Here is a 24,408-nt window from a genome sequence, read left to right on the forward strand (position 1 = left end):
GGGCGTTCCGGCTCAGGACTTGTTCTTGCGCTCGCGCAATTCACCGAACACCTGCTCGGCCGGCGCGCCCTTCATCCGCAGCTTGACGGCGACGGCTGGGTCGTCGGCGCGCAGGAACACGTTGGTCTGCTTCTCGTCACCGAGCAGAGACGGAATTGTCGACTCGTTCGCGGCGCGCAAACGCGTCACCTCGGCGGCGCGGGCCTTGAGGGCCTCGTTGTCGCCGTCGACGGTGAGCGCGAACTTCACATTCGAGGCGGTGTATTCGTGGCCGCAATACAGCCTGAAATCATCCGGCAGCGCCCGCAGTTTCAGAAGCGAGTCCCACATCATCGGATAGGTGCCCTCGAACACCCGGCCACATCCGGCAGAGAACAGCGTGTCGGCCGCGAACACCGCCTTGTCGGCATCGAACACGTAGGAGACGTGATCAAGCGTATGGCCGGGCGTCTCCAGCACGCGGGCAAGCAGCTCGCCGACCTTGACGACATCGCCATGGCCGACGCGCAGGTCGACATCGGCAATCGCCGTCGTCTTGTCGTGCGGCGCGACCACCCGGCAGCCATACTTCTGTTTGAGGTCGGCGACCGCGCCGACATGATCGTGATGATGATGCGTGATCAGAATGTCGGTCAGGGTCCAGCCGGCAGCCTCGAGCTGGCGGATGATCGGACCGGCTTCGGGCGCGTCGACCGACGCGGTGGCGCCGGTGGCCGGGTCATGGATCAAATAGCCGAAGTTGTCGGACAGGCAGGTGAAGACGCGGATGTCGGCGGCCATGATATCTCCGTCGGCGGTACCTGGGCGGGGGCGCAATGCTGGCGCTTGCTGTCAGAGGTCGGGGGAGGCCGGAGTCCGGGCACGACGTTGCGGGCGGTCTCCTGGTCTCCTGTTGGCAGAGATATGGCGTTAACGTTGCAGGCGCAACGCAATATTGGGCGGGCGGCAACGTGCTCCAGCATGGTACATTGACGCGATGGACGTGATCGATCTGCGGAATTTTTATTCGGGTCGCCTTGGCATCGTCGCGCGGCTGTTGATCAACCGCGGCATCCGCGCACGCTGGCCGAGCGCGGCCGGGCAGCGCGTGCTCGGCATCGGCTATCCCACGCCCTATCTCGGACTGTTTCGGGAAGATTCCGAGCGCTGCATCGCCTTCATGCCGGCGGCGCAGGGCGTGTTGAAATGGCCGACGGCGCGGCCGACGCTTGCCTCTTTGGTGGACGAGTTCTCGCTGCCGCTGCCGGATTCCGCGATCGACCGCATTCTCATCGTGCATGCGCTCGAAATGTCGGACGATCCGGCCGGCTTGCTGCGCGAAGTCTGGCGCGTGCTGGCGCCCGCCGGACGATTGATCATCGTCATCCCGAACCGGCGCGGCGTTTGGACGCGGACCGACAACACGCCGTTCGGCCATGGTCGGCCCTATTCGCGCTCCCAGATCACGCAATTGCTGCGGCAGACCTGGTTCACGCCCAGCGCCTGGGGAGAAGCGCTGTTCATGCCGCCGATCGGCGGCTGGTTCCTGAAATCAGCAATGGCGTGGGAGCGGGTCGGCGCCGCGTTGTCGCTGCCGTTTGCCGGGGTCCATATCGTCGAGGCGACCAAGCAGGTCTATCGGGTGATCCCGGCCCGGCGCGAGCGTATCAGGCTGATCCCGCGGCTCGAGCCGGTGCTGGCGCCGTCGCCGTCAACCCACGGGTCGAGCCGGGGAGGGACTGCTCCGTCCCCGCGCGACCGGTAGAAGCTGTTTGTTGCCGGCGCAAAAAAAGCGGGCGGGCTCGTCGCCCACCCGCTCCTTCAACAGTGGTCCTGATTGATTACTCGCCCGGATTGAGGTCTTCGCTCGGGGCCGGCGCGGCAGCGGCTGCGTCCGGACGCGGACCATGCGGACGGCGGCGGCGACGCGGATAGCGCTCAGCGGCACCTTCGAACGCCGCCGGTGCATTGGCGATCTGCGGCTGCGGGCCGGTGATGAAGGACGGCAGCCGGTCGACCCCGCTATCGGCGATGACCGGCTGCGGCTGCGGCTGCGGCTGGTACTGGGCGGGCTGCGGACGCTCGCGGTGCTCGCGCGGCTCCCGTTCGCGATGCTCGCGCGGCTCGCGATGCTCCCGGGGTTCGCGATGCTCACGAGGTTCGCGCGGCTCACGCGCTTCCCTGTGCTCCCGCGGTTGCTGATCGCGCTGATAGGGGGGCTGGTTGTCGCCGCGCTCGCGCTGGCCGCCTTCGCGCATGAACGGTTGAGGCTGCGGCTGGGTGGGAACGAAACCGGGCTCCTGGCCGAAATGCGAGAAGCTCTCGCCCTCGTCGTCAAGATCATCAACGGTCAGGTCATCGGTGTTGCGCGGCTGCTGCGGCTGGTTCTGGCGGAACTGCTCCTGGGCGGCGGCAATGAGGCGGAAATAATGCTCGGCATGCTGGTAGTAGTTCTCGGCAGCCACCGGATCGCCCGAGGAGCGGGCGTCGCGGGCGAGCTGGACATATTTCTCGGCCACATGGGAGGCGGTGCCGCGAATCTTGATGTCGGGCCCGTTGGATTCGAACACGCGGGTCAGCGGGTTTTGGCCGCGCCGGTTATTATTATTGTTACCGCTATTCCGGTTGCGCATCCGCTTGTTGTTCTGACCGTTTCTCATGTCCTGCCTTTATTCCAACCCTGCGTTAGGACCACTGATTGTCATCGGAATACCGATACCGTATTGAAATACCGCAACGGATTTGGCCGCATCGCGCGCGGTCCAAAGGGGCTGCACCGGCTCATACCGGTTCCGACCCGTGCCGATCTGATCGACAGCCGATTCTCTCGACAAAAGCGCGTTCAAAACGCGTTCCCCACCCACCAGCCCGTTCGGCCGGCGAACCACGTCATTCAGCCCGCGTGCGCGACATGCGCCACGACAGACCCAGTTTGCTTAGCGTAAGACGTCAAGTGCAAAGTCAGGCTTTCGTTCGCTTTGCAGTCGCGGGCTGCGCAGCCATCCGGCTCTCGCGCTCAACAGATCTGCGTTCTGGAACCAATCGCCCGGCGCGGCTCTCTGGCATCTCTCCGCGGCGGTGTTCCGTGAATACCGCTCAGCGGGGCCTGCGCCGATGCTATGAGCGGAACGTAGTCGCTCCCGGGGGATATTCCAAGAGCTTTTTCTGCAATTGCGGGCCTTCAGCGGACCTTTTTTAGACCCCTGACGGCGCGTGGAATACCGGCAAGATCGGCCTTGATGGCCGACGAGTCGATCGCCAGCCCGGCTGCCCCCATCAGCGCGGCGACGTCATCGCTCTGGCCTTGACCGACCTCCACCACGAGCGCGCCGCCCGGCTGCAACAGCTGCGCAGCCTGCGGGATCAGCGCCCGATAGGCGTCGAGCCCGTCCTCGCCGCCATCGAGCGCGCGCAGCGGGTCATGGGCGCGGACGTCGATGGCGAGACCATCGATCTCTCGCGATGGAATGTAGGGCGGGTTCGATACGATCAGATCAAAGGGCGGCGACAGCGCCGAGGCGTAGGAGCCGGCGATGAAGCCGGCGCGGTCGCCGAGCCCGAGGGTCCGCGCATTGTCCCGTGCGGTCTGAAGCGCCGCGCGGCTGATATCGGTGCCGACGCCATAAGCTGCCGGCAGTTCGGACAACAGCGCCAGCAGGATGGCGCCGGAGCCGGTGCCGAGATCGGCGATGCGCAGCGGCCGCTTCAGGTCGCCGCCGGCGGCAAGATGCTCCAGCGCCAGCTCGACCACGGTCTCGGTGTCCGGTCGCGGTACCAGCGTATCGGCCGACAATTGCAGCTCCAGGCCCCAGAACTCCTTGGTGCCAAGGATGCGCGCCACCGGCTCGCCGGCAAGCCGGCGCTGCGTCAGCGCCTCAAGCCGCGCAATGTCGGGGGCAGAGAGCGCGCGTTGGCCATGCATGACGAGGCCGGTGAGGTCGAGCTGGAGCGCATGGCCTACCAGCAGCCGCGCATCGAGCTCCGGCGACTCGAGACCCGCAGCAGACAAGCGCGACGCCAGCACACGCCGGGCCGAGTCGATGGTCGCACCGGAGACGATCTCGGTCATCGCCAAGGCTCTCTCGCCGGGACGATACCGTGGTTGTCGCGACAAGGCCGCGAGGCGTCCAACAGCGTTCGGACGCTCGTCACGCCGCGGCGCCTTGCGCCGCGAGCTGCGCCGCCTGGTGCTCGGTGGTGAGCGCGTCGATCAGTTCGCCCAGCGCTTCGCCGGCGATCACCTGCGGCAGCTTGTAGAGCGTCAGATTGATGCGGTGGTCGGTGACGCGTCCTTGCGGAAAATTATAGGTGCGGATGCGCTCCGAGCGGTCGCCCGATCCGACCTTCTCCTTGCGCTCGGCGGAGCGCGCCGCATCGACCTTCTGGCGCTCGGCGTCGTAGATGCGCGAGCGCAGGATGTTCATCGCCGAGGCTCGGTTCTTGTGCTGCGAGCGGCTGTCCTGCATCATCACCACGATCCCGGTCGGGATGTGGGTGATGCGGATCGCCGATTCCGTCTTGTTGACGTGCTGGCCGCCGGCGCCTTGCGCGCGCATGGTCTCGATACGCAAATCGTCCTGCTTGATGTCGACGTCGACCTCCTCGACCTCGGGCAGCACGGCAACCGTCGCGGCCGAGGTATGGATGCGCCCTTGCGTCTCGGTATCGGGCACGCGCTGCACGCGGTGCACGCCGGATTCGAATTTCAGCTTGGCGAAGGCGCCGCGGCCCTGCACCTCGGCGATGATTTCCTTGTAGCCGCCGACGGTGCCCTCGGAGGCCGAGATCACCTCGACCTTCCAGCCCTGCAGGGCGGCGAACCGCTCATACATGCGGAACAGGTCGCCGGCGAACAACGAGGCCTCGTCGCCGCCGGTGCCGGCGCGGATTTCGAGCACGACGTTGCGGTCGTCCATCGCGTCCTTCGGCAGCAGCGCGACGCGGATCTTCTGCTCCAGCTCGCCGCGGCGCGCGATCAGCTCGTCGCGCTCGGCCTCGGCCATCGCGCGCATCTCGGCATCGGTGGCCGGGTCCGCCATCAGCGCTTCGGTGTCGGCGAGCTCCTTCACGCCGGCGCGATAGGCCTTCACGGCCTCGATCAGCGGATTGAGCTCGGCGAGCTCGCGGGTGATCTGCACGTAACGGTCGGAATTGACCTGGCCGAGCAGCTCCGCCTCCAGCGAGGCGTGGTGCGCGAGCAGGACATCCAGTTTGGCTTCGGGGAGCGACGACATCGTGCGATCTCAGGACGGCAATAGGGGAATATGGGGCTCAGGCGGAGCGGGCGCGAGGCAAGCCCGCTACAACGCCAGGCCTTCGCTCTCGGCGAACTCAGTCAGTTTCTGCCGCATCGAGAGGCTGCCCGCCGGCGCGGCCAGCCATTCCGCCATCTTCGCTTCCGCCTTGGCGGCGTCGAGCTCGAGGATCATCGCCTTGACGGGCCCATGCGCGGTGGCCGACAGCGACAGCGAGCGGTAGCCGAGCGCGATCAGCGCCAGCGCGCCGATCGGCTTGGAGGCCATCTCGCCGCACAGCGACACCGACCGCTTGGCGGCCTTGGCCTTCCGCACGATCTGCTGCAAGGCCCGCAGGATTGGCGTCGACAGCGTGTCGAAACGCTCGGACACTTTGGCATTGCCGCGGTCGACCGCGAACAGGAACTGGAACAGGTCGTTCGAGCCCACCGAGATGAAGTCGACCCTCGAGAGCAGCTCGTCGAGCTGATAAAGCAGGGCCGGCACTTCAAGCATGGTGCCGATGTCGACGCGCTCCGGCAGCGTATGGCCGTGCTGACGCAGATAGGTCAGCTCGCGCTCGACGATCGCCTTGGCGGTGTCGAACTCGGCGACCTCCGAGATCATCGGGAACATGATGCGCAGCGAGCGGCCGCCGCCGGCGCGCAGCAGCGCCCGGATCTGGCCACGCAGCAGGCCCGGACGATCGAGCCCGAGCCGGATCGCGCGCCAGCCGAGCGCCGGGTTCTCCTCGATCACGGTCTCCATGTAAGGCAGCGCCTTGTCGCCGCCGATGTCGAGCGTCCTGAACGTGACCGGCTTGGTGCCGGCGGCGTCCAGCACACTGCGATACAGCGCCAGCTGGTCGCTCGAGCGGGGCAGGCTGGCCGACACCATGAACTGCAGCTCGGTGCGGAACAGGCCGATACCGGCGCTGCCGGTGTCCTCGATATGCGGCAGGTCGATGACGAGGCCGGCATTGATCATCAGCTCGACCGGCTGGCCGTCCTTGGTGACGCAGGGCTTGTTGCGCAGCTCGCTATACTGCGCCTGGCGACGGGCGCGGAAACGCACCCGCTCGGCATAGGCCGATTCGATCTCGGCCGAGGGCCGCACGTAGATCGAGCCGGAGGTGCCGTCGACGATGATGGCGTCGCCGGGATCGGCGATGCCCGGCGCGTTCGGCACCTCGCCGACCGCGGGGATGCCGAGCGCGCGCGCCACGATCGCGACATGCGAGTTGGCGGTGCCTTCCTCCAGCACCAGGCCGCGCAACCGCTTGCGGTCGTAGTCGAGCAGCGCCGCGGGGCCCATCGCGCGGGCGATCAGGATCGCATTGTCCGGCAGGTGCTCCCGGCTCGGCGCGTGGTCCTGGCCGACCAACTGGCGCAGCAGCCGATAGCCGAGGTCTTCCAGATCGTGCAGGCGCTCGCGCAAATAGGGATCGGTCGAACGCAGCATGCGGGCGCGGGTGTCGGACTGCACGCGCTCGACGGCCGCCTCGGCCGTGAGGCCAGTCGCGACCGCCTCGTGCAGCTTGTGCGACCAGCCCTGGTCGTTGGCGAACATGCGATAGGCTTCGAGCACCTCGCGATGCTCGCCGCCATCGGCGACGTCGCCGCGCTCCAGCATGCGGTCGAGATCGGCGCGCAGCTTGACCAGCGCGGCATCGAGCCGCTTGATCTCCTTCGGCAGGTCCTCGGCAATGTAATTGTTGACGACGACGCGCGGCTCGTGGAGCACGACATGGCCGAGCGCGATGCCGTCGGACAGCACCGCGCCGGTCTTGTGAATCGAATGCCGGACCGCCGGCTCGGCACCGGGCTGCGCCAGTGCCGCGAGCTCGCCGGAGGCGATCATCTCGGCGAGCACCATCGCGGTGGTCTGAAGCGCCTCGACCTCTTCCTCGACATAAGTGCGCTTGGCGCGGTTCTGCACCACCAGCACGCCGAGCGTATTGCCGGCGCGCAGGATCGGGACGCCGAGGAAGGAGTGGTAGATCTCTTCGCCGGTCTCCGGGCGATAGGAGAAGGCCGGGTGATTCTGTGCGTCGCTCAGATTGAGCGGGGTCGCCTCGCTGGCGACCAGGCCGACAAGGCCTTCATGCGCGCTCAGCACCGTCATGTGGACGGCGTCGCGGTTCAGACCTTCGGTGGCATAAAGTTCGAGCGTATTGTCGACGCGCAGCACATAGACCGAGCAGACCTCTGCGACCATATTGGCCGCGATCAGCACCACGATCTTGTCGAGCCGCTCCTGTGCCGAGACCTGCTCCGCCATGGTCTCGCGAAGCCGTCTGAGCAAGACGCGGGGGCCTCCCGACGTGCTTCGCATGTGGCACAATCCCCCTTCCTGGGGCCAGCCCGGCGCGGAGCCGGGATCTGGCGCTAACCTCGCGAAATCGAACAGCTTTCTTGATTCACAGCCATAGCACGCCAAGAGTGCCGGTTCGAATCAGGACAACCATCACTGAGCACACTTCGCGGCAGCCATCCTGCGAGGCGTATAGCGAATTAGGGCTTGTTTTGCCAAGCAAAACGCCTGCCAAGGAGGGCGGCGTCAACCGCTTTCGCGCACGTCTGCGCGATGTCCCGCTGTTGCGAAACGGGACATCGGGCGCGACGGGGGAGATTATTCTAGGCTTGGTCCAATCCGTAGAGCGTATGCAGCGTGCGGACGGCCAGCTCGGTATAGGCGGCGTCGATCAGCACCGAGAACTTGATCTCGGAGGTCGTGATCGCGCGAATATTGATGTTGCGGGCGGCCAGGGCTGCAAAGCCCTTGGCGGCGACGCCGGCGTGGCTGCGCATGCCTGAGCCGATCACCGAGACCTTGGCGACTTCGGTCGCGGTATCGAGGCGCTGGTAGCCGATCTTGTCCTTGGCCGCCGCGATCGTCTCACGGGCCCGGTTATAATCGGTGGCCGGCACCGTGAAGGTCAGATCGGTGGTCTTGCCGTCTTCCGACACGTTCTGAACGATCATGTCGACATTGATGTTGGCATCCGCCAGCGGCCCGAAGATCGAGGCGGCGATCCCGGGCTTGTCCTCGATCTGGCGCACCGAGATCTGGGCCTCGTCCTTGGAGAAGGCGATGCCGGTCACGACGTGATTTTCCATGATTTGTTCCTCGCTGCAGATCAGCGTCCCCGGCGGCTGCTTGGCGTGCGGGTCGATATCCTCGGGCTTGTCGAATGAGGAGCGGACGAAGATCGGCATGTTGTGGACCATGCCCAGTTCCACCGAACGGACCTGCAGGACCTTGGCGCCCTGGGAGGCCAGTTCCAGCATGTCCTCGAAGGCGATCTTGTCGAGCCGCTTGGCCTTCGGCACGACCCTGGGATCGGTGGTGTAGACGCCGTCAACGTCGGTATAGATGTCGCAGCGGTCGGCCTTGATGGCGGCGGCGATCGCGACCGCCGAGGTGTCGGAGCCGCCGCGGCCCAGCGTGGTGATTCGATTGGTGGCGGGATTGATGCCCTGGAAGCCGGCGATGACCGCGACCTCCTTGCGCTCCTGGAAGCGCTGAATCAGCTCGGAGCCGTCGATGCCGACGATGCGCGCCGAAGCATGCGCGTCGCTGGTCTTGATCGGGATCTGCCAGCCCTGCCAGGAGCGGGCCTGGATGCCCATGCTCTGCAGCACGATCGCCAGCAGGCCGGACGTGACCTGCTCGCCCGAGGCTACCACGGCGTCATATTCCCGCGCATCGTGCATCGGCGACGCCTCGGTGCACCAGGCGACCAGCTCGTTGGTCTTGCCGGACATCGCCGAGACCACGACCGCGACCTCGTGGCCGGCGTCGACCTCGCGTTTCACGTGGCGGGCGACATTGCGGATGCGGTCGATGTTGGCGACGGAGGTGCCGCCGAATTTCAGCACGAGGCGACCCATGACGACGCGCCCATTCCCATCAGGAGGATAAGTTGACCGGCCCAGCGCGAAACCGGAGGCGCGCCAGCCGAAACGCGCGTATACATAGCGGCGCGGCCCGGGGCAAGACGGTTCCTGGTGGTGTTGGAGTGGGCTAGAGGCGGAGTATGGCGCGTTACATCGACGAAATCCTGCAACCCGGCGAGAAGGTGCTTTATTCCACCAATGCACACTGGATGTTTTACCTGCCCGCCATCGGCGCCTGGATCGTGGCCTTCGCGCTGGTCATCCTGTCCCGCACGACCGTCAACGATAATCTGACGATGCTCTGCCTGGCTTCGGCCGCCGTCATCGCCGTGGTCGCGCTGTATTGGACGGTCCGCGCCTGGTTCCACCGGTTGACCACCGAGACCGACGTCACCAACCGACGGGTCGTTCACAAAACCGGCTTCATCCGCCGCCGGACCTTCGAAATGGCCCTCGACAAGGTCGAGAGTGTCGACGTCAACCAGACCATCATGGGTCGGCTTCTGAACTACGGCGACGTCACCATCTTGGGTGTCGGTGAGGGCAGGGAGACCATCTCGACCATTGCCGAGCCGCTGGCGTTCCGCAACGCCATCACCGCGCGTTAGGCCGTGACGGCGCGTCAGGTCAGATCATTGAGTATTCAGCGATGACAATGCCTCAGGATTCCCACAGCACCTCCGTTCCTCCGGGCTCGACCGTCGATCCGGCCGAGATCGCGAAGTTCTCGAAACTGTCTGAGACCTGGTGGGACCCCAAGGGCAAGATGGCGCCCCTGCACAAGATCAATCCGTTGCGCCTGACCTATATCCGCGATGCCGCCTGCCGGAAATTCGAGCGCAATGCCAAGAGCCTGAACTGCCTGTCGGGCTTGCGCATGCTCGACATCGGCTGCGGCGCGGGCCTGTTGTGCGAGCCGTTCACACGGCTGGGCGCCCAGGTCGTCGGCGTCGATCCGTCGCCCAGCAACATTGCCGCCGCCAGGCTGCACGCGGAAAAGGGCCATCTGTCGATCGACTATCGCTGCACCACGATCGAGGACATGGATCCGCGCGAGCGCTTCGACATCGTGCTGGCCATGGAGGTGGTCGAGCACGTCACCGACGTCAGCGCCTTCCTCAACCGCTGTGCTGCGGTGCTGAAGCCGGGCGGCATGATGGTGGTCTCGACCCTGAACCGCAACTGGAAGAGTTTTGCCCTCGCCATCGTCGGCGCCGAATATGTGCTGCGCTGGCTGCCGCGCGGAACGCATGAATGGAGCAAGTTCGTCACCCCGGATGAGCTGACGAAATACCTGCTCGACAATCGCCTTGTCATCACCGAGCAGAGCGGCGTCGTCTACAGCCCCTTCGCCGACCGCTGGAGCCTGTCGACCGACATGGACGTCAACTACATGGTCGTCGCCGAGCAGATGGTGTAGCCCGGCCGTTCGCTTCGGCCCGGATGCCGCCCCACCACCGGTGTCGTCCCTGCGAACGCAGGGACCCATAACCCCAGGGCGTGGTTTGGGGCACGACAGGTTCAATGATCAGCCTGCCTCAAGACAGATCACGCGGTATGGGTCCCGGGTCTGCGCCCGCTGCCGCTCCGCGTCATCGGGCTTGCCCGGGACGACAGCGGTGGTCCTCGCGAGCGCGTCAACTGTGGTGTCATCGGTCGAGCCCGGATGCCGCCCCACCACCGCTGTCGTCCCTGCGAACGCAGGGACCCATAACCCCAGGGCGTGGTTTGGGGCACGACAGGTTCCACGATCAGCCTGCCTCAAGACAGATCACGCGGTATGGGTCCCGGGTCTGCGCCCGCTGCCGCTCCGCGTCATCGGGCTTGCCCGGGACGACAGCGGTGATCCTCGCGAGCGCGTCAACTGTGGCGTCATCGGTCGAGCCCGGATGCTGCTCCACCACCGCTGTCGTCCCTGCGAACGCAGGGACCCATAACCCCAGGGCGTGGTTTGAGGCACGCTATGAGATCAATCCGCTGAGATCCCGCCATTCGAGATTGTCGCGCTCGATCAGTTCGATCTTCCAGTCGCGCTTCCAACGTTTGAGCTGCTTTTCGCGGGTGATTGCCTCTTCCGCGACGGCGTATGTTTCGACGTAGACGAGGCGGAAGACACCGTACTTCTTGACGAAGGCCGAGCCGTGGCCGTCGCCATCCTGCTGAAGGCGTTTCTGGATCGAGTTGGTTACGCCGATATACAGCGTGCCGTGACGGCCACTCGCCAAAATGTAAACGTAGTACATGGCCGGACCATCACGTGGATGGATCGTCTGACATAACTGGAGCCGGGGGTATGAGTCCCTGCGTTCGCAGGGACGAGCGTCTTTGTGGCGCCAGCTTACCACGAATGCAAAAGCTGTCGTATCCTGCCTGACATCCACTGCAATCCTGACATGCGGCTGAACCGCCGCATGCGCTGTTGACCGCGGCCGCCGCCCTCGTCACGGTGGCCCGCCCTCACCGTCGCGTAGTCGCCCCGTATGTTGTCCGTCGCCTCGCTCTGGATCCCCTTCACGCTGGTCGCTGCCGCCGGCCAGGTCGCGCGCAATGCGATGCAGCGCTCGTTGACGGCCAGGCTCGGCACCTGGGGCGCGACCAATATCCGCTTCCTGTTCGGTTTCCCGTTCTCGCTGGTGTTCCTGAGCGCGGTGCTGCTGGCGACGGGTGACCATCTGCCCTGGCCTCCGGCTGTGTTCTGGCCGTGGCTGCTGCTCGGCGCGCTCAGCCAGATCGTCGCCACCGGGCTGATGCTGCTGGCGATGACCGATCGCTCCTTCGTAGTCACGACAGCCTATCTGAAGACCGAGGCGATCCAGACCGCGATCTTCGGCTTCATCTTTCTCGGCGATCCGCTCTCGCTGCCGAAGGTGATCGCGATCCTGATCGCCACCATCGGTGTCGTGATCACCGCGCTGCGGCCCGGCGGCGACAAGAGCTTTGCAGAGTTGAAGCCGACCGTCACCGGGTTGGTGGCTGCGGCGGCGTTTGCGCTCTCGGCGGTCGGCTTTCGCGGCGCCATCATCACCGTCGACGGCGTTTCCTTCGTCACCGCCGCGTCCTACACGCTGGTCTGGGGATTGTTCGTGCAGACGGCGATCCTCACCATCTATCTGCTTGCGCGCGCGCCGGACATCCTGCGCGGCATCCTGTCGCTGTGGCGGCCGTCGATGATGGCCGGCTTCATCGGCGCCTTCGCCTCGCAATTCTGGTTCCTGGCGTTCGCGCTGACCGCGGCCGCCAACGTCCGCACCTTGGCGCTGGTCGAGGTGCTGTTCGCGCAGGGCGTCTCGTACTACTCGTTCAAGCAGCCGGTCTCGCTGCGCGAGGTCTGCGGCATCGTGCTGATCGTCGGCGGCGTGGCGCTGCTGATCGCAGTGTAGTCAGCCCTTGATGGCGATCAGCATGGCGCCGCAGGCGATCAGGGCGATGCCGATCCAGCCCTGCAGGCTGGGGCGCTCGCCGAGGAAGACGACGCCGAACAGGGCGACCAGCACGACGCTGAGCTTGTCGATCGGCGCCACCAGGGTCGCGGGCCCCAGCTTCAGGGCGCGGAAGTAGCACAGCCAGGACGCGCCGGTGCCGAGCGCGGACAGGGTCAGGAAGATCCAGCTCTTCGTCGAGATCGGGCCGGGACTCGTGAGCTGGCCGGTCGTGAACAGGATCAGCGCCAACGTCACCAGCACGATCGCGGTGCGGATCAGCGTGGCGAGATCGGAGTTGATGCCTTCGACCCCGACCTTGGCGAAGATGGCGGTCAATGCGGCAAAGAATGCTGAGAGGAGCGCCCAGAGCTGCCAGGACGAGGAGAGGGGAGACATTTTTATCTCTCAGGGGGAGGTCGTAGTTCAGGCCGATATATCTCCCCCGTCATTGCGAGCGCAGCGAAGCAATCCAGGGCTGCGTGCGGGACTCTGGATTGTTTCACTGCGCTCGCAATGACGAAGGGCAAAACTGACGGAGCGCAAAATTCTAAATGCGCCGCTGATTCATCCTGAACCGGCGCGCCCGCGTCAGTTCCGATCATCCGGCAGCACCGGGATCGGTGCGACTTCGATGCCCTCTTCGATCAGTTCGCGCGCTTCCTCAATGGACGCCTCGCCATAGATCGGCCGGTGCTCGGTCTCGCCGTAATGCATCTTGCGCGCCTCGGTCGGGAAGCGCTCGCCGACATCGTCGGCATTCTTGACAATGTGGTCGCGCAGTTCCTTGAGCTTGGTGCGCAGCTCGCGCTCCTGCGCCATCAACAGCGACGTCGGGCCGGGCGGAATCACCTCCTGTGCCGGGGCCGCCGGAGGAGCCGCCGGCACGGGGACAGCGTCTCGCCCCTTCTTGCTGACGATGCGCGGCGCCATGATCGCCTTCTCGACCTTGGTCGAGCCGCAGGCCGGGCATTCCACCAGCTTGCGCTTGACCTGGGACTCGTAAGCCGAGGAGCTCTGAAACCAGCTTTCGAACGTATGGTCACGCTCGCAGCGGAGCGCGTAGCGGATCATGCCGAGCCCCGCACGAGGTGCAGATAGTCCGGACCGCCCTTGGGATCGGCGATGCCGAACCGGCGGCCGTGCTGCAGGGAGGGAATGGTCTGGCGCACGCTCTCGACGCGCGCCGGATCGATGCGCGCCACGATGACGCCGGGTTCGACGCCGCCCTCGGCGAGGATCTCGCCCCAGGGATCGATGATCAGCGAGTGGCCGAAGGTCTCGCGCTTGTTCTCGTGCAGGCCGCATTGCGCGGCGGCGAACACGAAGCACCCGGTCTCGATCGCGCGCGCGCGCAAGAGCGTGTGCCAATGCGCCTCGCCGGTCTTGCGGGTGAAGGCCGAGGGCACGCTGATGAAGGAGGCGCCGCTCTCGGCCAGCGCGCGATACAGCGCCGGAAAGCGGACATCGTAGCAGATAGTCAGTCCCAGCCGACCCCACGGCAGATCCGAGATCACGGCGGTCTCGCCGGGCTGGTAATTGGCGGATTCGCGATAGCTCTCACCGCCCGGCAGGTCGATGTCGAACATGTGGATCTTGTCGTAGCTCGCCAGCACAGTGCCGTCGGGCCCGATCAGGAACGAGCGGTTCACCGCCTTCTCGGCCGAGAAGCGCAGCGCCAGCGATCCGATATGCAGATGGATGCCCAGCTCCTTGGCCAGCGCGCGATAGGCCTTCAGCGAGGGATCGTCCTCCTCGCTCTTGAGCTGCTCGAACAGCGCCGTCCGGTTGAGCTGCATCATGTTGCTCACTTCCGGCGTCTGAACATATTCGGCGCCCTGCGCGACCGCTTCCCGGATCAGCCTGATGCCCTGCTCGAGGCTCGGCTCGGGCAGCAGCGTAGTGCGCATCTGCACCATGGCGGCGGTAAAGCTGCGGTCATTGCTCATGATGTCGTCTCTCCGGCCAGCATGGCGTCGAGTTTGCCCTCGCGATCGAGCGCATAGAGATCGTCGCAACCGCCGACATGGGTCGTCCCGATGAAAATCTGCGGAAAGGTCGAGCCGGGGCCGACCCGATCATACATCTTCTGCCGGATCGTCGGATCCTTGCCCGCGTCGTGCTCGGTGAAAGGGACGTTCTTGCGGGTCAGGAGCGATTTGGCAGCGGTGCAGTAGCCGCACCCCGGACGGGTATAGATTTCAATCGCAGCGGTCATGTCGCGCTCAGCTGTTACGGAACGTTGGATTATATGGGAGCGCGGGGCGTATCGACAACCCGGGCGAAGACCAGCACGCTGACCTCGGCCGCCTTGGCGCGTAGCAGCGCGCGGGCGCAGGCATCGACCGTCGCGCCGGTGGTCAGGACATCGTCGACGATCACGAGGCGGCGCCCCTGCACGTCATGCAGGCGGTCTGCGGATACCTGGAATGCACCCTGCACATTGCTGCTGCGCTGGGACCGCGACAGCCCGACCTGCTGCCCGGTGGCCCGGACGCGGCGCAGCGCGTCGCCCTGCATTCTGACCCCGCTGCAACGGGCGATGACCTGCGCCAGCGCGCCGGACTGGTTGTAGCGGCGGGAAAAGCCGCGCCGCCAATGCAAGGGGACGGGGACCAGCAGGTCGGCATCCGCCAGCAGCTCGCGGCCTGCCCGCGCCATCCAGCGTCCCATGATCGGCGCCAGGTCGGTGCGGTCCTGATATTTCAGCGCATGCACCAGCGTCCGCGCGATCTCGTCGTAGCGCACCGCCGCGCGCGCTTTGGCATAGGCCGGCGGCGCCGCGATCGCTTCCATCGACAGCAATTCGGGCCCGGGGTCGTAAACGAAGGGAATTCCGAGCTTGGGGCAATAGGGGCGCTCGATGAACGACAGCCTGCCCCAGCACGCCGCGCACACGCCCTCGCCATCCACCGGCTCGCGACAGGAGATGCACAGCGTCGGCAGGGCAATATCGAGCGCGAGCTTGGCGATATGGCCGAAGGCGCCCCGGGCCGCGCTGACGGCAGGACCGAGTCGTCTGATGCTGATCGGAGCAAAGTTGAGGCCCATGCATTGAGGCTAGCCGGGCGCCCCGTTTGGCTCAAGCGGCGCATTGCCCGGTCAGCAGGATCGTCGTAACCAGCCGCCATGACCCAGCCCGCGACCGCTCCCGTACTGTTTGATCGTGCCTTGCTTGCACTGAGGCAGCGCCGGGCGACGGGCGCGCCGGAGACTTTCCTGCTGGAGCGCGTTTCCGAGGATCTCGGAGATCGGCTGGCCGCGGTGAACCGGTCCTTCACGGCCGCCGCCGATGTGTGGACGCCCGGCGTCGGCCTGAAGCCGCTTCTGGCGGACCGCATGGCGCAGCTGGTGCATCTCGCGGCACCCGATACGGCCGATGAGACTCTGCCGCTGGCGCCGCAATCGCTCGATCTGGCGCTGTCGGCGCTGGCGTTCCAGTTCGTCAATGATCTCCCCGGCGTGCTCGCGCAGATCCGCCGCGCCCTGCGCCCCGATGGGCTGTTGCTCGCGGCGATGATCGGCGGCGATACGCTGACCGAGCTCCGACAATCCTTCGCCGCCGCCGAGGCTGAATGCGAGGGCGGGGTCTCGCCGCGCGTCGCGCCGTTCGCCGACCTGCGAGATGTCGGCGGCCTGCTGCAGCGGGCGGGCTTCGCGCTGCCGGTCACTGACGTCGATCGGGTCGTCGTCCGCTATGCCAGCGCGTTCGGGCTGATGCAGGATCTGCGCCGCATGGGCGCCGCCAACAGCCTGGTCGAGCGCCGCCGCACGCCGCTGCGCCGCGCCACCCTGCTGCGCATGGCCGAGATCTATTCCGAACGCTTCGCCGATGCCGACGGCCGCATCCGCGCCACCTTCGACATCATCTGGATCTCCGGCTGGGCGCCGCATGACAGCCAGCAGAAGCCGCTGAAGCCGGGCTCGGCGACGGCGAGCCTGGAGGCGGCGGTGAAGCGCACACCGCGCCCTGCAACGGACGAATAACCACGATCGTGATCGGCGGGCTTGACCCCGGCGATTCGGCGCATGGCGATCGAAGTCGCCTCGGCTACATCAGCAAGTCGATCAGATGCGGCAGCAGCGGAATGTCCGCCGGTGGCATCGGATAGTCGCGCAGCTTGTTGGGCCGCACCCAGGCCAGTTGCTGGCCCTCGCGCGCGGTCGCCTGGCCTTCCCAGCGCCGGCAGATGTAGAGCGGCATCAGCAGATGGAATGACTCGTAAGCGTGGCTGGCGAAGGTCAGTGGCGCCAGACAGGCTTCGCGCACGGTGATGCCGAGTTCCTCGTCGAGCTCGCGGATCAGGCTCGCCTCCGGCCGTTCGCCGGGCTCGAGCTTGCCGCCGGGAAACTCCCACAGGCCGGCCAGGGCCTTGCCGGCGGGGCGCTGGGCCAGAAGGACGCGATTGTCGGCATCGACCAACGCGCAGGCGACCACGAGGGTGAGTTTCAAATCGGGCATGATCCGGTCGGGCGAGGTGGCAACGCATCACGGCATGACCGCATGCGTGAGCTGCGTCGGTTGAGGGAATCTTAACCTAGGCGGTTTCGGGCCGTGTTTCCACGATTGAGATAAGCCAACCTTAATCGGCCCATGGGTATTTTCACGGGAGAACGCCGTGACCCCGTCATGGTTCGTTAGGCATCCTTCATGCGCATTTTATCGAGTCTGCTCGCCCGCTTCCGCAGCGACGTTCAGGGCAACGTCGCGGTGACGTTCGCCATCGTCTGCGTGCCGCTGATCACGGCGGTCGGCTGCGGCGTCGATTACAGCCGTGCGAACCAGCTGCGCGCCAAGTTGCAATCAGCGGTGGACGCCGCCTCGGTCGGAGCGGTGTCGCGGACGTCGCCGGCCTTCATCGCCGCGGGCGCGATGACCTCGGACGGCATCATTACTGCCGGCAATGATGACGCCCGCAATATCTTCAACGGCAACATGAACGGCACCACCGGTTACACGCTGAACAGCGTCACGCCCGAGGTGAAGAAGACCGGCTCGGTACTGACGGCAACCGTGTCGTTCTCAGCGAGCGTGCCGATGATGTTCATGACCATCGTCGGGATCAAGACGATGACGTTGCAGGGCATGTCGAAGGCGACCGCCTCGATGCCGAAATATATCGACTTCTATCTGCTGCTCGACAACTCGCCCTCGATGGGCGTGGCGGCGACGCCCGCCGACGTCACCAAGATGGTAAACGCGACCTCGGATGCGAAGTATGGCAGCAACCGCTATTGTGCCTTCGCCTGCCACGACTACAATGATTCGAACAACTTCTATAATCTCGCGAAGAGCATCGGCGTCACGACGCGGATCGACGTTCTGCGCAGCGCCACCCAGCAGCTGATGGATACGGCCACGCAGACCCAGACCTATCCCAATCAGTTCCGCATGGCGATCTACGATTTCGGCGCGGCGTCGAAGACGATCGGCCTGGGTGCTCTGTTCGCGCTGTCGGCCAATCTGTCGAGCGCCAAGAGCGCCGCAGGAAATATCGACCTGATGGGCGTCTACGGCAACAACGATGCCTATACTGCCGACAAGGACACGCCGTTCACGACGGTCTTTCCGGCCGTCAACAACGAGATCTCGACGCCCGGCGATGGCACCACGGGATCACCGCTGAAATATCTGTTCTTTGTCTCCGACGGCGTTGCCGACGAAAGCAATGCGGCGTGCCTGAAGCCCAAGGCGAGCGGCAATCGCTGCCAGTCGCCGATCAACCCGGCGCTCTGCACCACGCTGAAGAACCGCGGCATCAAGATCGCGGTGCTCTATACGACCTATCTGCAGCTGCCGACCAACAGCTGGTACATGAGCTGGATCGATCCCTTCAACAAGGGGCCGTTCGGTCCGTCGCCGAACAGCGAGATCGCGCAGAACATGCAGGCTTGCGCTTCGCCCGGCTTCTATTTCGAGGTGTCGCCGACACAGGGCATCGCCGACGCGATGAATGCGCTGTTCAAGAAGGCGGTGGCGGACGCCCGCATTTCGAGCTGACCCAGCGATCATCCCGGGACGGCCGACGCCAGCCCGGGATCTGTCGTAAAGCGTGGGAAGCTACGACCGGTAGTCGCCGTTGATCGCGACATACTCCTTGGTCAGGTCGCAGGTCAGCACGCGATCGCGGCCCTTGCCGAGACCGAGGGCGACCTTGATCTGGACGGTCTGCGCCTTCATCGCCGCCGAGACCTCCGCCTCGTCATAGGACGGATCGCGCGCGCCCTTCGAGGCGACGCGGATGCCGTTGAACGAGATCGACAGCTTGTCGCGATCGGCCGGCTCGCCGGCCTTGCCGACCGCCATGACGACGCGGCCCCAATTGGCGTCCTCGCCGGCGATCGCGGTCTTCACCAGCGGCGAGTTGGCGATCGACATCGCGATTCTGCGCGCCGACTGCTTGGTCTTGGCGCCTTCGACGATGATCTCGACCAGCTTGCGCGCGCCCTCGCCGTCACGCGCCACCTGCTCGGCGAGATCGGCCAGCACGGCGTTGAACGCCTTGACGAAGGCCTTGGCGTTGGGATCGCTGATGCGGCTGATCTTCGGCGCGCCCTTGGCGGCGGCGGCGCCGGTGGCGAAGGCGAGCAGTGTGTCGGAGGTCGAGGTGTCGCCGTCGATCGTCACGGCGTTGAAGGTGTCCTCGACGCCGGCCTTGAGCAGCGCCTGCAGCGCGGGCGCCGTGATCGGCGCGTCCGTGAAGATGAAAGACAGCATCGTCGCCATGTCGGGCGCGATCATGCCGGCGCCCTTGGCCATGCCGTTGATCGTCACCTTGGCCTTGCCGAGCTTGACGGTGGCGGTCGCGACCTTCGGGAAGGTGTCGGTGGTCATGATGGCGCGCGCGGCGCCCATCCAGTCTTCCGGGCTGGCGGTGCCGGCGAGGCCTTCGAGCACACCGTCGAATTTGGTGGCGTCCAGCGGCTCGCCGATCACGCCGGTCGAGGCGAGGAAGATCTCGTCCTGCTTGCAGCCGACCGCCTTGGCGGCGATGGCCGCGGTCAGCGCCGTCGACTGCTTGCCGGTCTTGCCGGTGAAGGCATTGGCGTTGCCGGAATTGACGACCAGCGCGCGCGCCTTGCCGCCCTTCAACTTGGCGCGGCACCATTCGACCGGCGCCGACGGGCATTTGGATTTGGTGAACACGCCCGCGACGGTGGTGCCGGGATCGAGCAGCGCCAGCAGCACGTCGGTGCGGTTCTTGTAGCGGATGCCGGCCGCGGCGGTGGCGAGCCTGACGCCGGCAAGCGCCGGCATGTCGGGGACGTCGGTAGGGGCGAGCGGGGAGACGGCTGAGGACATCGAGAGGCTTCCGGCAGAATGATGGCGGGAAGCGCTCTGTATCATCTCAGTCAATGATACGGGAGAGGGGGGCAACTCCCACGGTGTCATCTCCGCGAAGGCGGGGATCCATAACCACAGGAATTAGTCGTCGCGCTCGGTACTAGCCCAGTGCCCATTCCCCGCATCACGCGGTATGGGTCCCGGCGTTCGCCGGGATGACACCTTTTGTGACGTGGCGGTGACGGCTCTCTGACGATTGTCTTACGAGACGACTCCGCCACGTCCTGAGCGAAGCTCGCCGCTTACTTCTTCGCCGGCTCGGCCGGCTTCGCGTCCGCCGGCTTGGCGGCGTCGGCGGCCGGCTTGTCCAGGCGCTCGATCTTGGCGGCCTCGCGCAGCTTGCTGACATAGTCCGCCTGGGCCTTGCGGGTGACATAGGTCTCGATCTGGCTCTTGACCTGGTCGAACTCCGGCGGCTTGCGGTTGCGCTTTTCCTCGACCTTGATGATGTGCCAGCCGAACTGGGTCTTCACCGGGTCCGAGATCTTGCCCGGCTCCAGCGCGAACGCCACGTTGGCGAATTCCGGCACCATCTGCTCCTTGGTGAAGAAGCCGAGATCGCCGCCATCGGACGCGCCGGGGTCCTTGGACTTCTTCTTGGCGAGTTCGGCGAAGTCGCCGCCCTTGGCGAGCTCGGCCTTGACGGCCTTGGCCTCGTCCTCGGTCTCGACCAGGATGTGGCGGGCATGCACTTCCTGCTCGCCGCCGATCTGCTTGGAGGCCTCCTCATAGACCTTCTTCATCGCGTCCGGCGTGGTCGCGGCCTTGCCCTCGCTGGCGAGCAGGCTGTCCATCAGCAGGCGGTTGCGGGTGAAGGCGAGGCGCTTCTTGAACTCCTCGCTGTCGGCGACCTTCTTGTCCTCTGCCGCCTTGGCGACGAGCTTCATGTCGATCAGGAACGACAGCACGTTGTCGTCCTTGGTCGCCGGATCCATCTGCGCGAGGCTCGGCCCGAGCTCCTCCTCGGCGAGCGTCACGTCGCTCTTGCGGATTTCGGCGCCGTTCACCTTAGCCAGCACCGGGTTGGCATCGTCAGCCGCGCGTGCCGGGGCGACCAGCAGGGACAATGCGAGACTGCCGGCGAGAGCGGTGGCAAGGCCGAAGCGCAGGCCGGTTTTCGTAACCGGGAACGACGTGGTCATGGAAAATCCTTGTCTTGGAAGAGGGGGCTCCAGGGGCGTGGCCTCAGGGCGGCGGGGACACTCGCCCAATCGCGATGCCTTGGCAACGCGAAAAGTCTGTCAATTTCGTGAAATCGGCGACAGGTTTGGGGCTGATGTCCCGGTGTCGGGCGCCGTTGACAACGTTCCCCCCCAGCCATATCTCTCCCCGATCGCTGCAAGGGCGATAGCGCTTATTTTGCTGCGTTTTTGGCCGTTGAACCCTGGTTTGCTCGTCTCCCACTCATCTGACGGCCGCCTGATGGCGCCGACGTTCGAGCCTGGCGCGGGTGCTGCGGTGCATCACGTCGGGAACAGCAAACCCAAAGCATGAGTTACGGCTGCAACGCAGACCCATAGAGGCAGGATTTCAGCAATGATCGGCGCGCTCGCCCGTAAGCTTTTCGGCTCCGCCAATGACCGTCGCGTCAAGGGTTACCAGGCCCGTGTCAACGCCATCAATGCGCTGGAGCCGGAGCTCGCCAAGCTGACCGACGAGCAGCTGAAGGCGCGCACCGCGGAGTTCAAGGCGCAGCTCGCCGAGGGCAAGACGCTTGACGACATCCTGGTCCCGGCCTTCGCCACCGTCCGCGAGGCCTCCAAGCGCACCCTCGGCCAGCGCCATTTCGACGTCCAGCTGATCGGCGGCATGGTGCTGCATGAGGGCGACATCGCCGAGATGAAGACCGGCGAAGGCAAGACGCTGGTGGCCACCCTCGCGGTCTACCTCAACGCGCTGGCCGGCAAGGGCGTCCACGTCGTGACGGTGAATGATTACCTTGCCCGCCGCGACGCCGGCTGGATGAGCCAGATCTACGGTTTCCTCGGCCTGACCACCGGCGTGATCGTCCACGGCCTCGACGATGCCGAGCGCAAGTTGGCCTATGCCTGCGACATCACCTATGGCACCAACAACGAATACGGCTTCGACTATCTGCGCGACAACATGAAGTACCGGCTGGAGGACATGGTCCAGCGCGGGCACTATTTCGCGATCGTCGACGAGGTCGACTCCATCCTGATCGACGAGGCGCGCACGCCGCTGATCATCTCCGGCCCGCTCGACGACCGCTCCGACTTCTACAACACCATCGACACCTTCGTTCCGAAGCTCGACAAGACCGACTACGATGTCGATGAGAAGCAGCGCACGGTGACGCTGACCGAAGCCGGCATGGAGAAGATCGAGACCCTGCTGCGCGACGCCGGTCAGCTCAAGGGCGAGTCGCTCTACGACGTCGAGAACGTCTCCGTCGTGCACCACATCAACCAGGCGCTGCGTGCCCACACGCTGTTCACCCGCGACAAGGACTACATCGTCCGTGACGGCGAGGTCGTGATCATCGATGAGTTTACCGGCCGCATGATGCCGGGCCGGCGCTATTCGGAGGGCCTCCACCAGGCGCTCGAGGCCAAGGAGCACGTCCAGGTCCAGCCCGAGAACCAGACGCTGGCCTCGATCACCTTCCAGAACTATTTCCGCATGTACGAGAAGCTCGCCGGCATGACCGGCACCGCCGCCACCGAGGCGGACGAGCTGTTCGACATCTACAAACTCGAGGTCGTGGAGATTCCGACCAACCTGCCGGTCGCGCGCCTTGACGAGGACGACGAGGTCTACCGCTCCCAGCAGGAGAAATACGCCGCGATCCTGGCCGAGATCGAGCGGGCCAATTCCCGCCTGCAGCCGGTGCTGGTCGGCACCGCATCGATCGAGAAGTCCGAGGTGCTCGCCGCCTATCTCAAGCAGCACGGCTACAAGCAGATCGATTTCGGCAGCGAACGTGCGCTCGACAAGCTCTATGCGGCGGCCCGCGCCGGCAAGCCGGCGAAGCTGTTCGCGGTGCTGAACGCGCGCTTCCACGAGCAGGAAGCCTATATCGTGGCTGAGGCCGGCGTGCCCGGCGCGATCACGATCGCGACCAACATGGCGGGACGCGGCACCGACATCAAGCTCGGCGGCTCCTTGGAGATGCGCATCCAGCAGGAGACGGCCGGGATCACCGACGAGGCGGAGAAGGCCGCCAAGATCGAGCAGATCAAGGCCGACATCGCGCGCTTCCGCGAGATCGTGCTGAAGGCCGAGGAGACGGTCGAGATCGAGCCGGCCAAGGGCTCCAAGCCGGCCAAGACGGTGGTCAAGCCGGGCGGTCTCTACATCATCGGCTCCGAGCGCCACGAATCCCGCCGGATCGACAACCAGCTGCGCGGCCGCTCCGGTCGCCAGGGCGATCCCGGCCGCTCGAAATTCTTCCTGTCCCTGGAAGACGATCTGATGCGGATCTTCGGCTCCGACCGGCTCGACAGCATGCTGACCCGGCTCGGCCTGAAGGAAGGCGAGGCCATCATCCATCCGTGGATCAACAAGGCGCTGGAGAAGGCGCAGCAGAAGGTCGAGGCGCGCAACTTCGACATCCGCAAGAACCTCTTGAAGTTCGACAACGTCCAGAACGACCAGCGCAAGGTGATCTTCGACCAGCGCGTCGAGCTGATGCAGGACGAGAGCGTCGCCGAGACCATCGCCGACATGCGCCACGCCTTCATCGACGACCTCGTCAGCAAGCACGTGCCCGAGCATGCCTATGCCGAGCAGTGGGATGTCGCCGGCCTCAAGGAGGAGCTGAAGCGCGTGCTCGACATCGAGCTGCCGGTCGACGAATGGGCCAAGGAAGAAGGCATCGCCGACGAGGAACTGCTCAAGCGCATCGAGACCCATGCCGACGAGCGCATGGCCGCCAAGGTCGGGCAGTGGGGCCCGGATGTGATGCGCTACGTCGAAAAGACGATCCTGCTGCAGACGCTCGACCATCTGTGGCGCGAGCATCTGGTCATGCTCGACCATCTGCGCCAGGTGATCGGTCTGCGCGGCTATGGCCAGCGCGATCCGCTGCAGGAGTACAAGTCGGAAGCCTTCACGCTGTTCGAGGCGATGATCGCGCATCTGCGCGAGGCGGTCACCGCGCAGCTCATGCGGGTCGAGATCGTGCCGCCGGAGGAGCAGCAGCCGGTGCTGCCGCCGATGCAGGCGCATCACGCCAACCCGACCACCGGCGAGGACGAGATGGCTTTTGCCAACGTCTCCCTCGTGCCGTCCTCCGGCGCCGCCCCGGTCCCCGCCGAAGCGCGCAATCCGAACGACCCCTCGACCTGGGGCAAGGTCGGCCGCAACGAGGACTGCCCCTGCGGCTCCGGCAAGAAGTACAAGCACTGCCACGGCCGCTACGCGTAAGCGCGGCCACAGCACTCTCCATCGTCATTGCGAGCGAAGCGAAGCAATCCAGAGTTCCGCCCACGATTCTGGATTGCTTCGCTTCGCTCGCAACGACGTTGTTGGCCGGGCTGTTTGTCAAACTAACAGTGTCGTCCCTGCGA

General features: G+C 65.6%; 22 protein-coding genes. 7 read left to right on the forward strand and 15 right to left on the reverse strand.

All coding sequences use genetic code 11. The features are described from left to right. Positions 1-12: 12 nt before the first annotated feature. Positions 13-780 carry a hydroxyacylglutathione hydrolase gene (gloB, locus tag ACVIJ6_RS12550; RefSeq protein ID WP_456772977.1) on the reverse strand — a complete coding sequence of 256 codons (768 nt, stop codon included), beginning with the start codon at positions 778-780 and terminating at the stop codon, positions 13-15. 196 nt (positions 781-976) lie between these two features. Here gloB and ACVIJ6_RS12555 point away from each other — a divergent pair, with 196 nt between their 5' ends. After that, complete coding sequence (locus tag ACVIJ6_RS12555; protein ID WP_456772978.1) at positions 977-1,744, forward strand: class I SAM-dependent methyltransferase; 768 nt, start codon at positions 977-979, stop codon at positions 1,742-1,744. 76 nt (positions 1,745-1,820) lie between these two features. On the opposite strand, the gene ACVIJ6_RS12560 is transcribed toward ACVIJ6_RS12555, so the two are convergent. The 5 genes from ACVIJ6_RS12560 to ACVIJ6_RS12580 form a co-directional block, all read right to left on the reverse strand. Next, a complete protein-coding gene (locus ACVIJ6_RS12560) occupies positions 1,821-2,639 on the reverse strand; it encodes a DUF4167 domain-containing protein (RefSeq protein WP_456772979.1) in 819 nt (272 codons plus the stop codon). Between the two features lie 521 nt (positions 2,640-3,160). Beyond that, the gene (prmC, locus tag ACVIJ6_RS12565) at positions 3,161-4,048 is read right to left on the reverse strand and encodes a peptide chain release factor N(5)-glutamine methyltransferase (protein ID WP_456772980.1); all 888 of its coding nucleotides are present in this window, start codon (positions 4,046-4,048) and stop codon (positions 3,161-3,163) included. Between the two features lie 79 nt (positions 4,049-4,127). Continuing rightward, positions 4,128-5,213 carry a peptide chain release factor 1 gene (gene prfA, locus ACVIJ6_RS12570; RefSeq protein ID WP_456772981.1) on the reverse strand — a complete coding sequence of 362 codons (1,086 nt, stop codon included), beginning with the start codon at positions 5,211-5,213 and terminating at the stop codon, positions 4,128-4,130. A 66-nt stretch (positions 5,214-5,279) separates the two neighbouring features. Further along, positions 5,280-7,547: a phosphoenolpyruvate--protein phosphotransferase gene (gene ptsP, locus ACVIJ6_RS12575; RefSeq protein ID WP_456772982.1), complete on the reverse strand. Its 2,268-nt coding sequence runs from the start codon at positions 7,545-7,547 to the stop codon at positions 5,280-5,282. Between the two features lie 302 nt (positions 7,548-7,849). Continuing rightward, complete coding sequence (locus ACVIJ6_RS12580) at positions 7,850-9,106, reverse strand: aspartate kinase (RefSeq protein WP_456772983.1); 1,257 nt, start codon at positions 9,104-9,106, stop codon at positions 7,850-7,852. 146 nt (positions 9,107-9,252) lie between these two features. Between ACVIJ6_RS12580 and ACVIJ6_RS12585 the strand changes: the two genes are divergently transcribed. Both ACVIJ6_RS12585 and ubiG read left to right on the forward strand, forming a co-directional pair. Continuing rightward, the gene (locus ACVIJ6_RS12585) at positions 9,253-9,720 is read left to right on the forward strand and encodes a PH domain-containing protein (RefSeq protein WP_012047339.1); all 468 of its coding nucleotides are present in this window, start codon (positions 9,253-9,255) and stop codon (positions 9,718-9,720) included. A 47-nt stretch (positions 9,721-9,767) separates the two neighbouring features. After that, positions 9,768-10,532 carry a bifunctional 2-polyprenyl-6-hydroxyphenol methylase/3-demethylubiquinol 3-O-methyltransferase UbiG gene (gene ubiG / locus ACVIJ6_RS12590; protein ID WP_456776969.1) on the forward strand — a complete coding sequence of 255 codons (765 nt, stop codon included), beginning with the start codon at positions 9,768-9,770 and terminating at the stop codon, positions 10,530-10,532. A 541-nt stretch (positions 10,533-11,073) separates the two neighbouring features. Here ubiG and ACVIJ6_RS12595 read toward each other — a convergent pair. Further along, the gene (locus tag ACVIJ6_RS12595; protein ID WP_456772984.1) at positions 11,074-11,355 is read right to left on the reverse strand and encodes a GIY-YIG nuclease family protein; all 282 of its coding nucleotides are present in this window, start codon (positions 11,353-11,355) and stop codon (positions 11,074-11,076) included. A 237-nt stretch (positions 11,356-11,592) separates the two neighbouring features. Here ACVIJ6_RS12595 and ACVIJ6_RS12600 point away from each other — a divergent pair, with 237 nt between their 5' ends. After that, on the forward strand, positions 11,593-12,492 hold the full coding sequence (locus tag ACVIJ6_RS12600; protein WP_456772985.1) for an EamA family transporter: 900 nt from the start codon (positions 11,593-11,595) through the stop codon (positions 12,490-12,492). On the opposite strand, the gene ACVIJ6_RS12605 is transcribed toward ACVIJ6_RS12600, so the two are convergent. From ACVIJ6_RS12605 to ACVIJ6_RS12625, 5 genes are all read right to left on the reverse strand, one after another. Further along, on the reverse strand, positions 12,493-12,930 hold the full coding sequence (locus ACVIJ6_RS12605) for an EamA family transporter (protein WP_456772986.1): 438 nt from the start codon (positions 12,928-12,930) through the stop codon (positions 12,493-12,495). 192 nt (positions 12,931-13,122) lie between these two features. Then, positions 13,123-13,605: a DUF1178 family protein gene (locus ACVIJ6_RS12610; RefSeq protein ID WP_456772987.1), complete on the reverse strand. Its 483-nt coding sequence runs from the start codon at positions 13,603-13,605 to the stop codon at positions 13,123-13,125. Next, positions 13,602-14,480, reverse strand: a complete 879-nt coding sequence (locus ACVIJ6_RS12615) for a carbon-nitrogen hydrolase family protein (protein WP_456772988.1) — start codon at positions 14,478-14,480, stop codon at positions 13,602-13,604. The genes ACVIJ6_RS12610 and ACVIJ6_RS12615 overlap by 4 nt, the downstream gene beginning before the upstream one ends. Further along, a complete protein-coding gene (grxC, locus tag ACVIJ6_RS12620; protein WP_012047333.1) occupies positions 14,477-14,749 on the reverse strand; it encodes a glutaredoxin 3 in 273 nt (90 codons plus the stop codon). Before grxC ends, ACVIJ6_RS12615 begins: the two co-directional genes overlap by 4 nt. 29 nt (positions 14,750-14,778) lie before the next feature. Next, entirely contained in the window at positions 14,779-15,582 is an 804-nt protein-coding gene (locus tag ACVIJ6_RS12625) for a ComF family protein (protein WP_456772989.1), read from the reverse strand. A 78-nt stretch (positions 15,583-15,660) separates the two neighbouring features. Here ACVIJ6_RS12625 and ACVIJ6_RS12630 point away from each other — a divergent pair, with 78 nt between their 5' ends. Continuing rightward, positions 15,661-16,518 carry a methyltransferase domain-containing protein gene (locus ACVIJ6_RS12630; protein ID WP_456772990.1) on the forward strand — a complete coding sequence of 286 codons (858 nt, stop codon included), beginning with the start codon at positions 15,661-15,663 and terminating at the stop codon, positions 16,516-16,518. A gap of 64 nt (positions 16,519-16,582) precedes the next feature. Here the strand turns inward: ACVIJ6_RS12630 and ACVIJ6_RS12635 are convergent, their stop codons facing one another. Continuing rightward, positions 16,583-16,993, reverse strand: coding sequence for a (deoxy)nucleoside triphosphate pyrophosphohydrolase (locus tag ACVIJ6_RS12635; RefSeq protein ID WP_456772991.1), 411 nt, complete (start codon positions 16,991-16,993; stop codon positions 16,583-16,585). A 189-nt stretch (positions 16,994-17,182) separates the two neighbouring features. Here ACVIJ6_RS12635 and ACVIJ6_RS12640 point away from each other — a divergent pair, with 189 nt between their 5' ends. Further along, entirely contained in the window at positions 17,183-18,532 is a 1,350-nt protein-coding gene (locus ACVIJ6_RS12640; protein WP_456772992.1) for a TadE/TadG family type IV pilus assembly protein, read from the forward strand. Positions 18,533-18,592: 60 nt separating this feature from the next. On the opposite strand, the gene argJ is transcribed toward ACVIJ6_RS12640, so the two are convergent. Further along, a complete protein-coding gene (argJ, locus tag ACVIJ6_RS12645) occupies positions 18,593-19,834 on the reverse strand; it encodes a bifunctional glutamate N-acetyltransferase/amino-acid acetyltransferase ArgJ (RefSeq protein WP_456772993.1) in 1,242 nt (413 codons plus the stop codon). 284 nt (positions 19,835-20,118) lie between these two features. After that, a complete protein-coding gene (locus tag ACVIJ6_RS12650; protein ID WP_172235825.1) occupies positions 20,119-21,018 on the reverse strand; it encodes a peptidylprolyl isomerase in 900 nt (299 codons plus the stop codon). Positions 21,019-21,412: 394 nt separating this feature from the next. On the opposite strand from ACVIJ6_RS12650, the gene secA reads away from it, so the two are divergent. Next, positions 21,413-24,265, forward strand: a complete 2,853-nt coding sequence (secA, locus tag ACVIJ6_RS12655) for a preprotein translocase subunit SecA (protein ID WP_456772994.1) — start codon at positions 21,413-21,415, stop codon at positions 24,263-24,265. Positions 24,266-24,408 lie beyond the last annotated feature (143 nt).

This window comes from Bradyrhizobium sp. USDA 4369 (genome assembly GCF_054056435.1).

Excerpts from the sequence above, each read along its gene's own strand:
- ACVIJ6_RS12640 (WP_456772992.1), top strand. The coding sequence starts at position 17,183 with ATGCGCATTTTATCGAGTCTGCTCGCCCGCTTCCGCAGCGACGTTCAG.
- ACVIJ6_RS12625 (WP_456772989.1), bottom strand. The coding sequence starts at position 15,582 with ATGGGCCTCAACTTTGCTCCGATCAGCATCAGACGACTCGGTCCTGCC.
- ACVIJ6_RS12560 (WP_456772979.1), bottom strand. The coding sequence starts at position 2,639 with ATGAGAAACGGTCAGAACAACAAGCGGATGCGCAACCGGAATAGCGGT.
- gloB (WP_456772977.1), bottom strand. The coding sequence starts at position 780 with ATGGCCGCCGACATCCGCGTCTTCACCTGCCTGTCCGACAACTTCGGC.
- ACVIJ6_RS12595 (WP_456772984.1), bottom strand. The coding sequence starts at position 11,355 with ATGTACTACGTTTACATTTTGGCGAGTGGCCGTCACGGCACGCTGTAT.
- ACVIJ6_RS12615 (WP_456772988.1), bottom strand. The coding sequence starts at position 14,480 with ATGAGCAATGACCGCAGCTTTACCGCCGCCATGGTGCAGATGCGCACT.
- prfA (WP_456772981.1), bottom strand. The coding sequence starts at position 5,213 with ATGTCGTCGCTCCCCGAAGCCAAACTGGATGTCCTGCTCGCGCACCAC.
- ACVIJ6_RS12635 (WP_456772991.1), bottom strand. The coding sequence starts at position 16,993 with ATGCCCGATTTGAAACTCACCCTCGTGGTCGCCTGCGCGTTGGTCGAT.
- ptsP (WP_456772982.1), bottom strand. The coding sequence starts at position 7,547 with ATGCGAAGCACGTCGGGAGGCCCCCGCGTCTTGCTCAGACGGCTTCGC.
- ubiG (WP_456776969.1), top strand. The coding sequence starts at position 9,768 with ATGCCTCAGGATTCCCACAGCACCTCCGTTCCTCCGGGCTCGACCGTC.
- ACVIJ6_RS12580 (WP_456772983.1), bottom strand. The coding sequence starts at position 9,106 with ATGGGTCGCCTCGTGCTGAAATTCGGCGGCACCTCCGTCGCCAACATC.
- ACVIJ6_RS12630 (WP_456772990.1), top strand. The coding sequence starts at position 15,661 with ATGACCCAGCCCGCGACCGCTCCCGTACTGTTTGATCGTGCCTTGCTT.
- ACVIJ6_RS12605 (WP_456772986.1), bottom strand. The coding sequence starts at position 12,930 with ATGTCTCCCCTCTCCTCGTCCTGGCAGCTCTGGGCGCTCCTCTCAGCA.
- ACVIJ6_RS12600 (WP_456772985.1), top strand. The coding sequence starts at position 11,593 with ATGTTGTCCGTCGCCTCGCTCTGGATCCCCTTCACGCTGGTCGCTGCC.
- ACVIJ6_RS12650 (WP_172235825.1), bottom strand. The coding sequence starts at position 21,018 with ATGACCACGTCGTTCCCGGTTACGAAAACCGGCCTGCGCTTCGGCCTT.
- ACVIJ6_RS12555 (WP_456772978.1), top strand. The coding sequence starts at position 977 with ATGGACGTGATCGATCTGCGGAATTTTTATTCGGGTCGCCTTGGCATC.
- grxC (WP_012047333.1), bottom strand. The coding sequence starts at position 14,749 with ATGACCGCTGCGATTGAAATCTATACCCGTCCGGGGTGCGGCTACTGC.
- ACVIJ6_RS12585 (WP_012047339.1), top strand. The coding sequence starts at position 9,253 with ATGGCGCGTTACATCGACGAAATCCTGCAACCCGGCGAGAAGGTGCTT.
- secA (WP_456772994.1), top strand. The coding sequence starts at position 21,413 with ATGATCGGCGCGCTCGCCCGTAAGCTTTTCGGCTCCGCCAATGACCGT.
- argJ (WP_456772993.1), bottom strand. The coding sequence starts at position 19,834 with ATGTCCTCAGCCGTCTCCCCGCTCGCCCCTACCGACGTCCCCGACATG.
- prmC (WP_456772980.1), bottom strand. The coding sequence starts at position 4,048 with ATGACCGAGATCGTCTCCGGTGCGACCATCGACTCGGCCCGGCGTGTG.
- ACVIJ6_RS12610 (WP_456772987.1), bottom strand. The coding sequence starts at position 13,605 with ATGATCCGCTACGCGCTCCGCTGCGAGCGTGACCATACGTTCGAAAGC.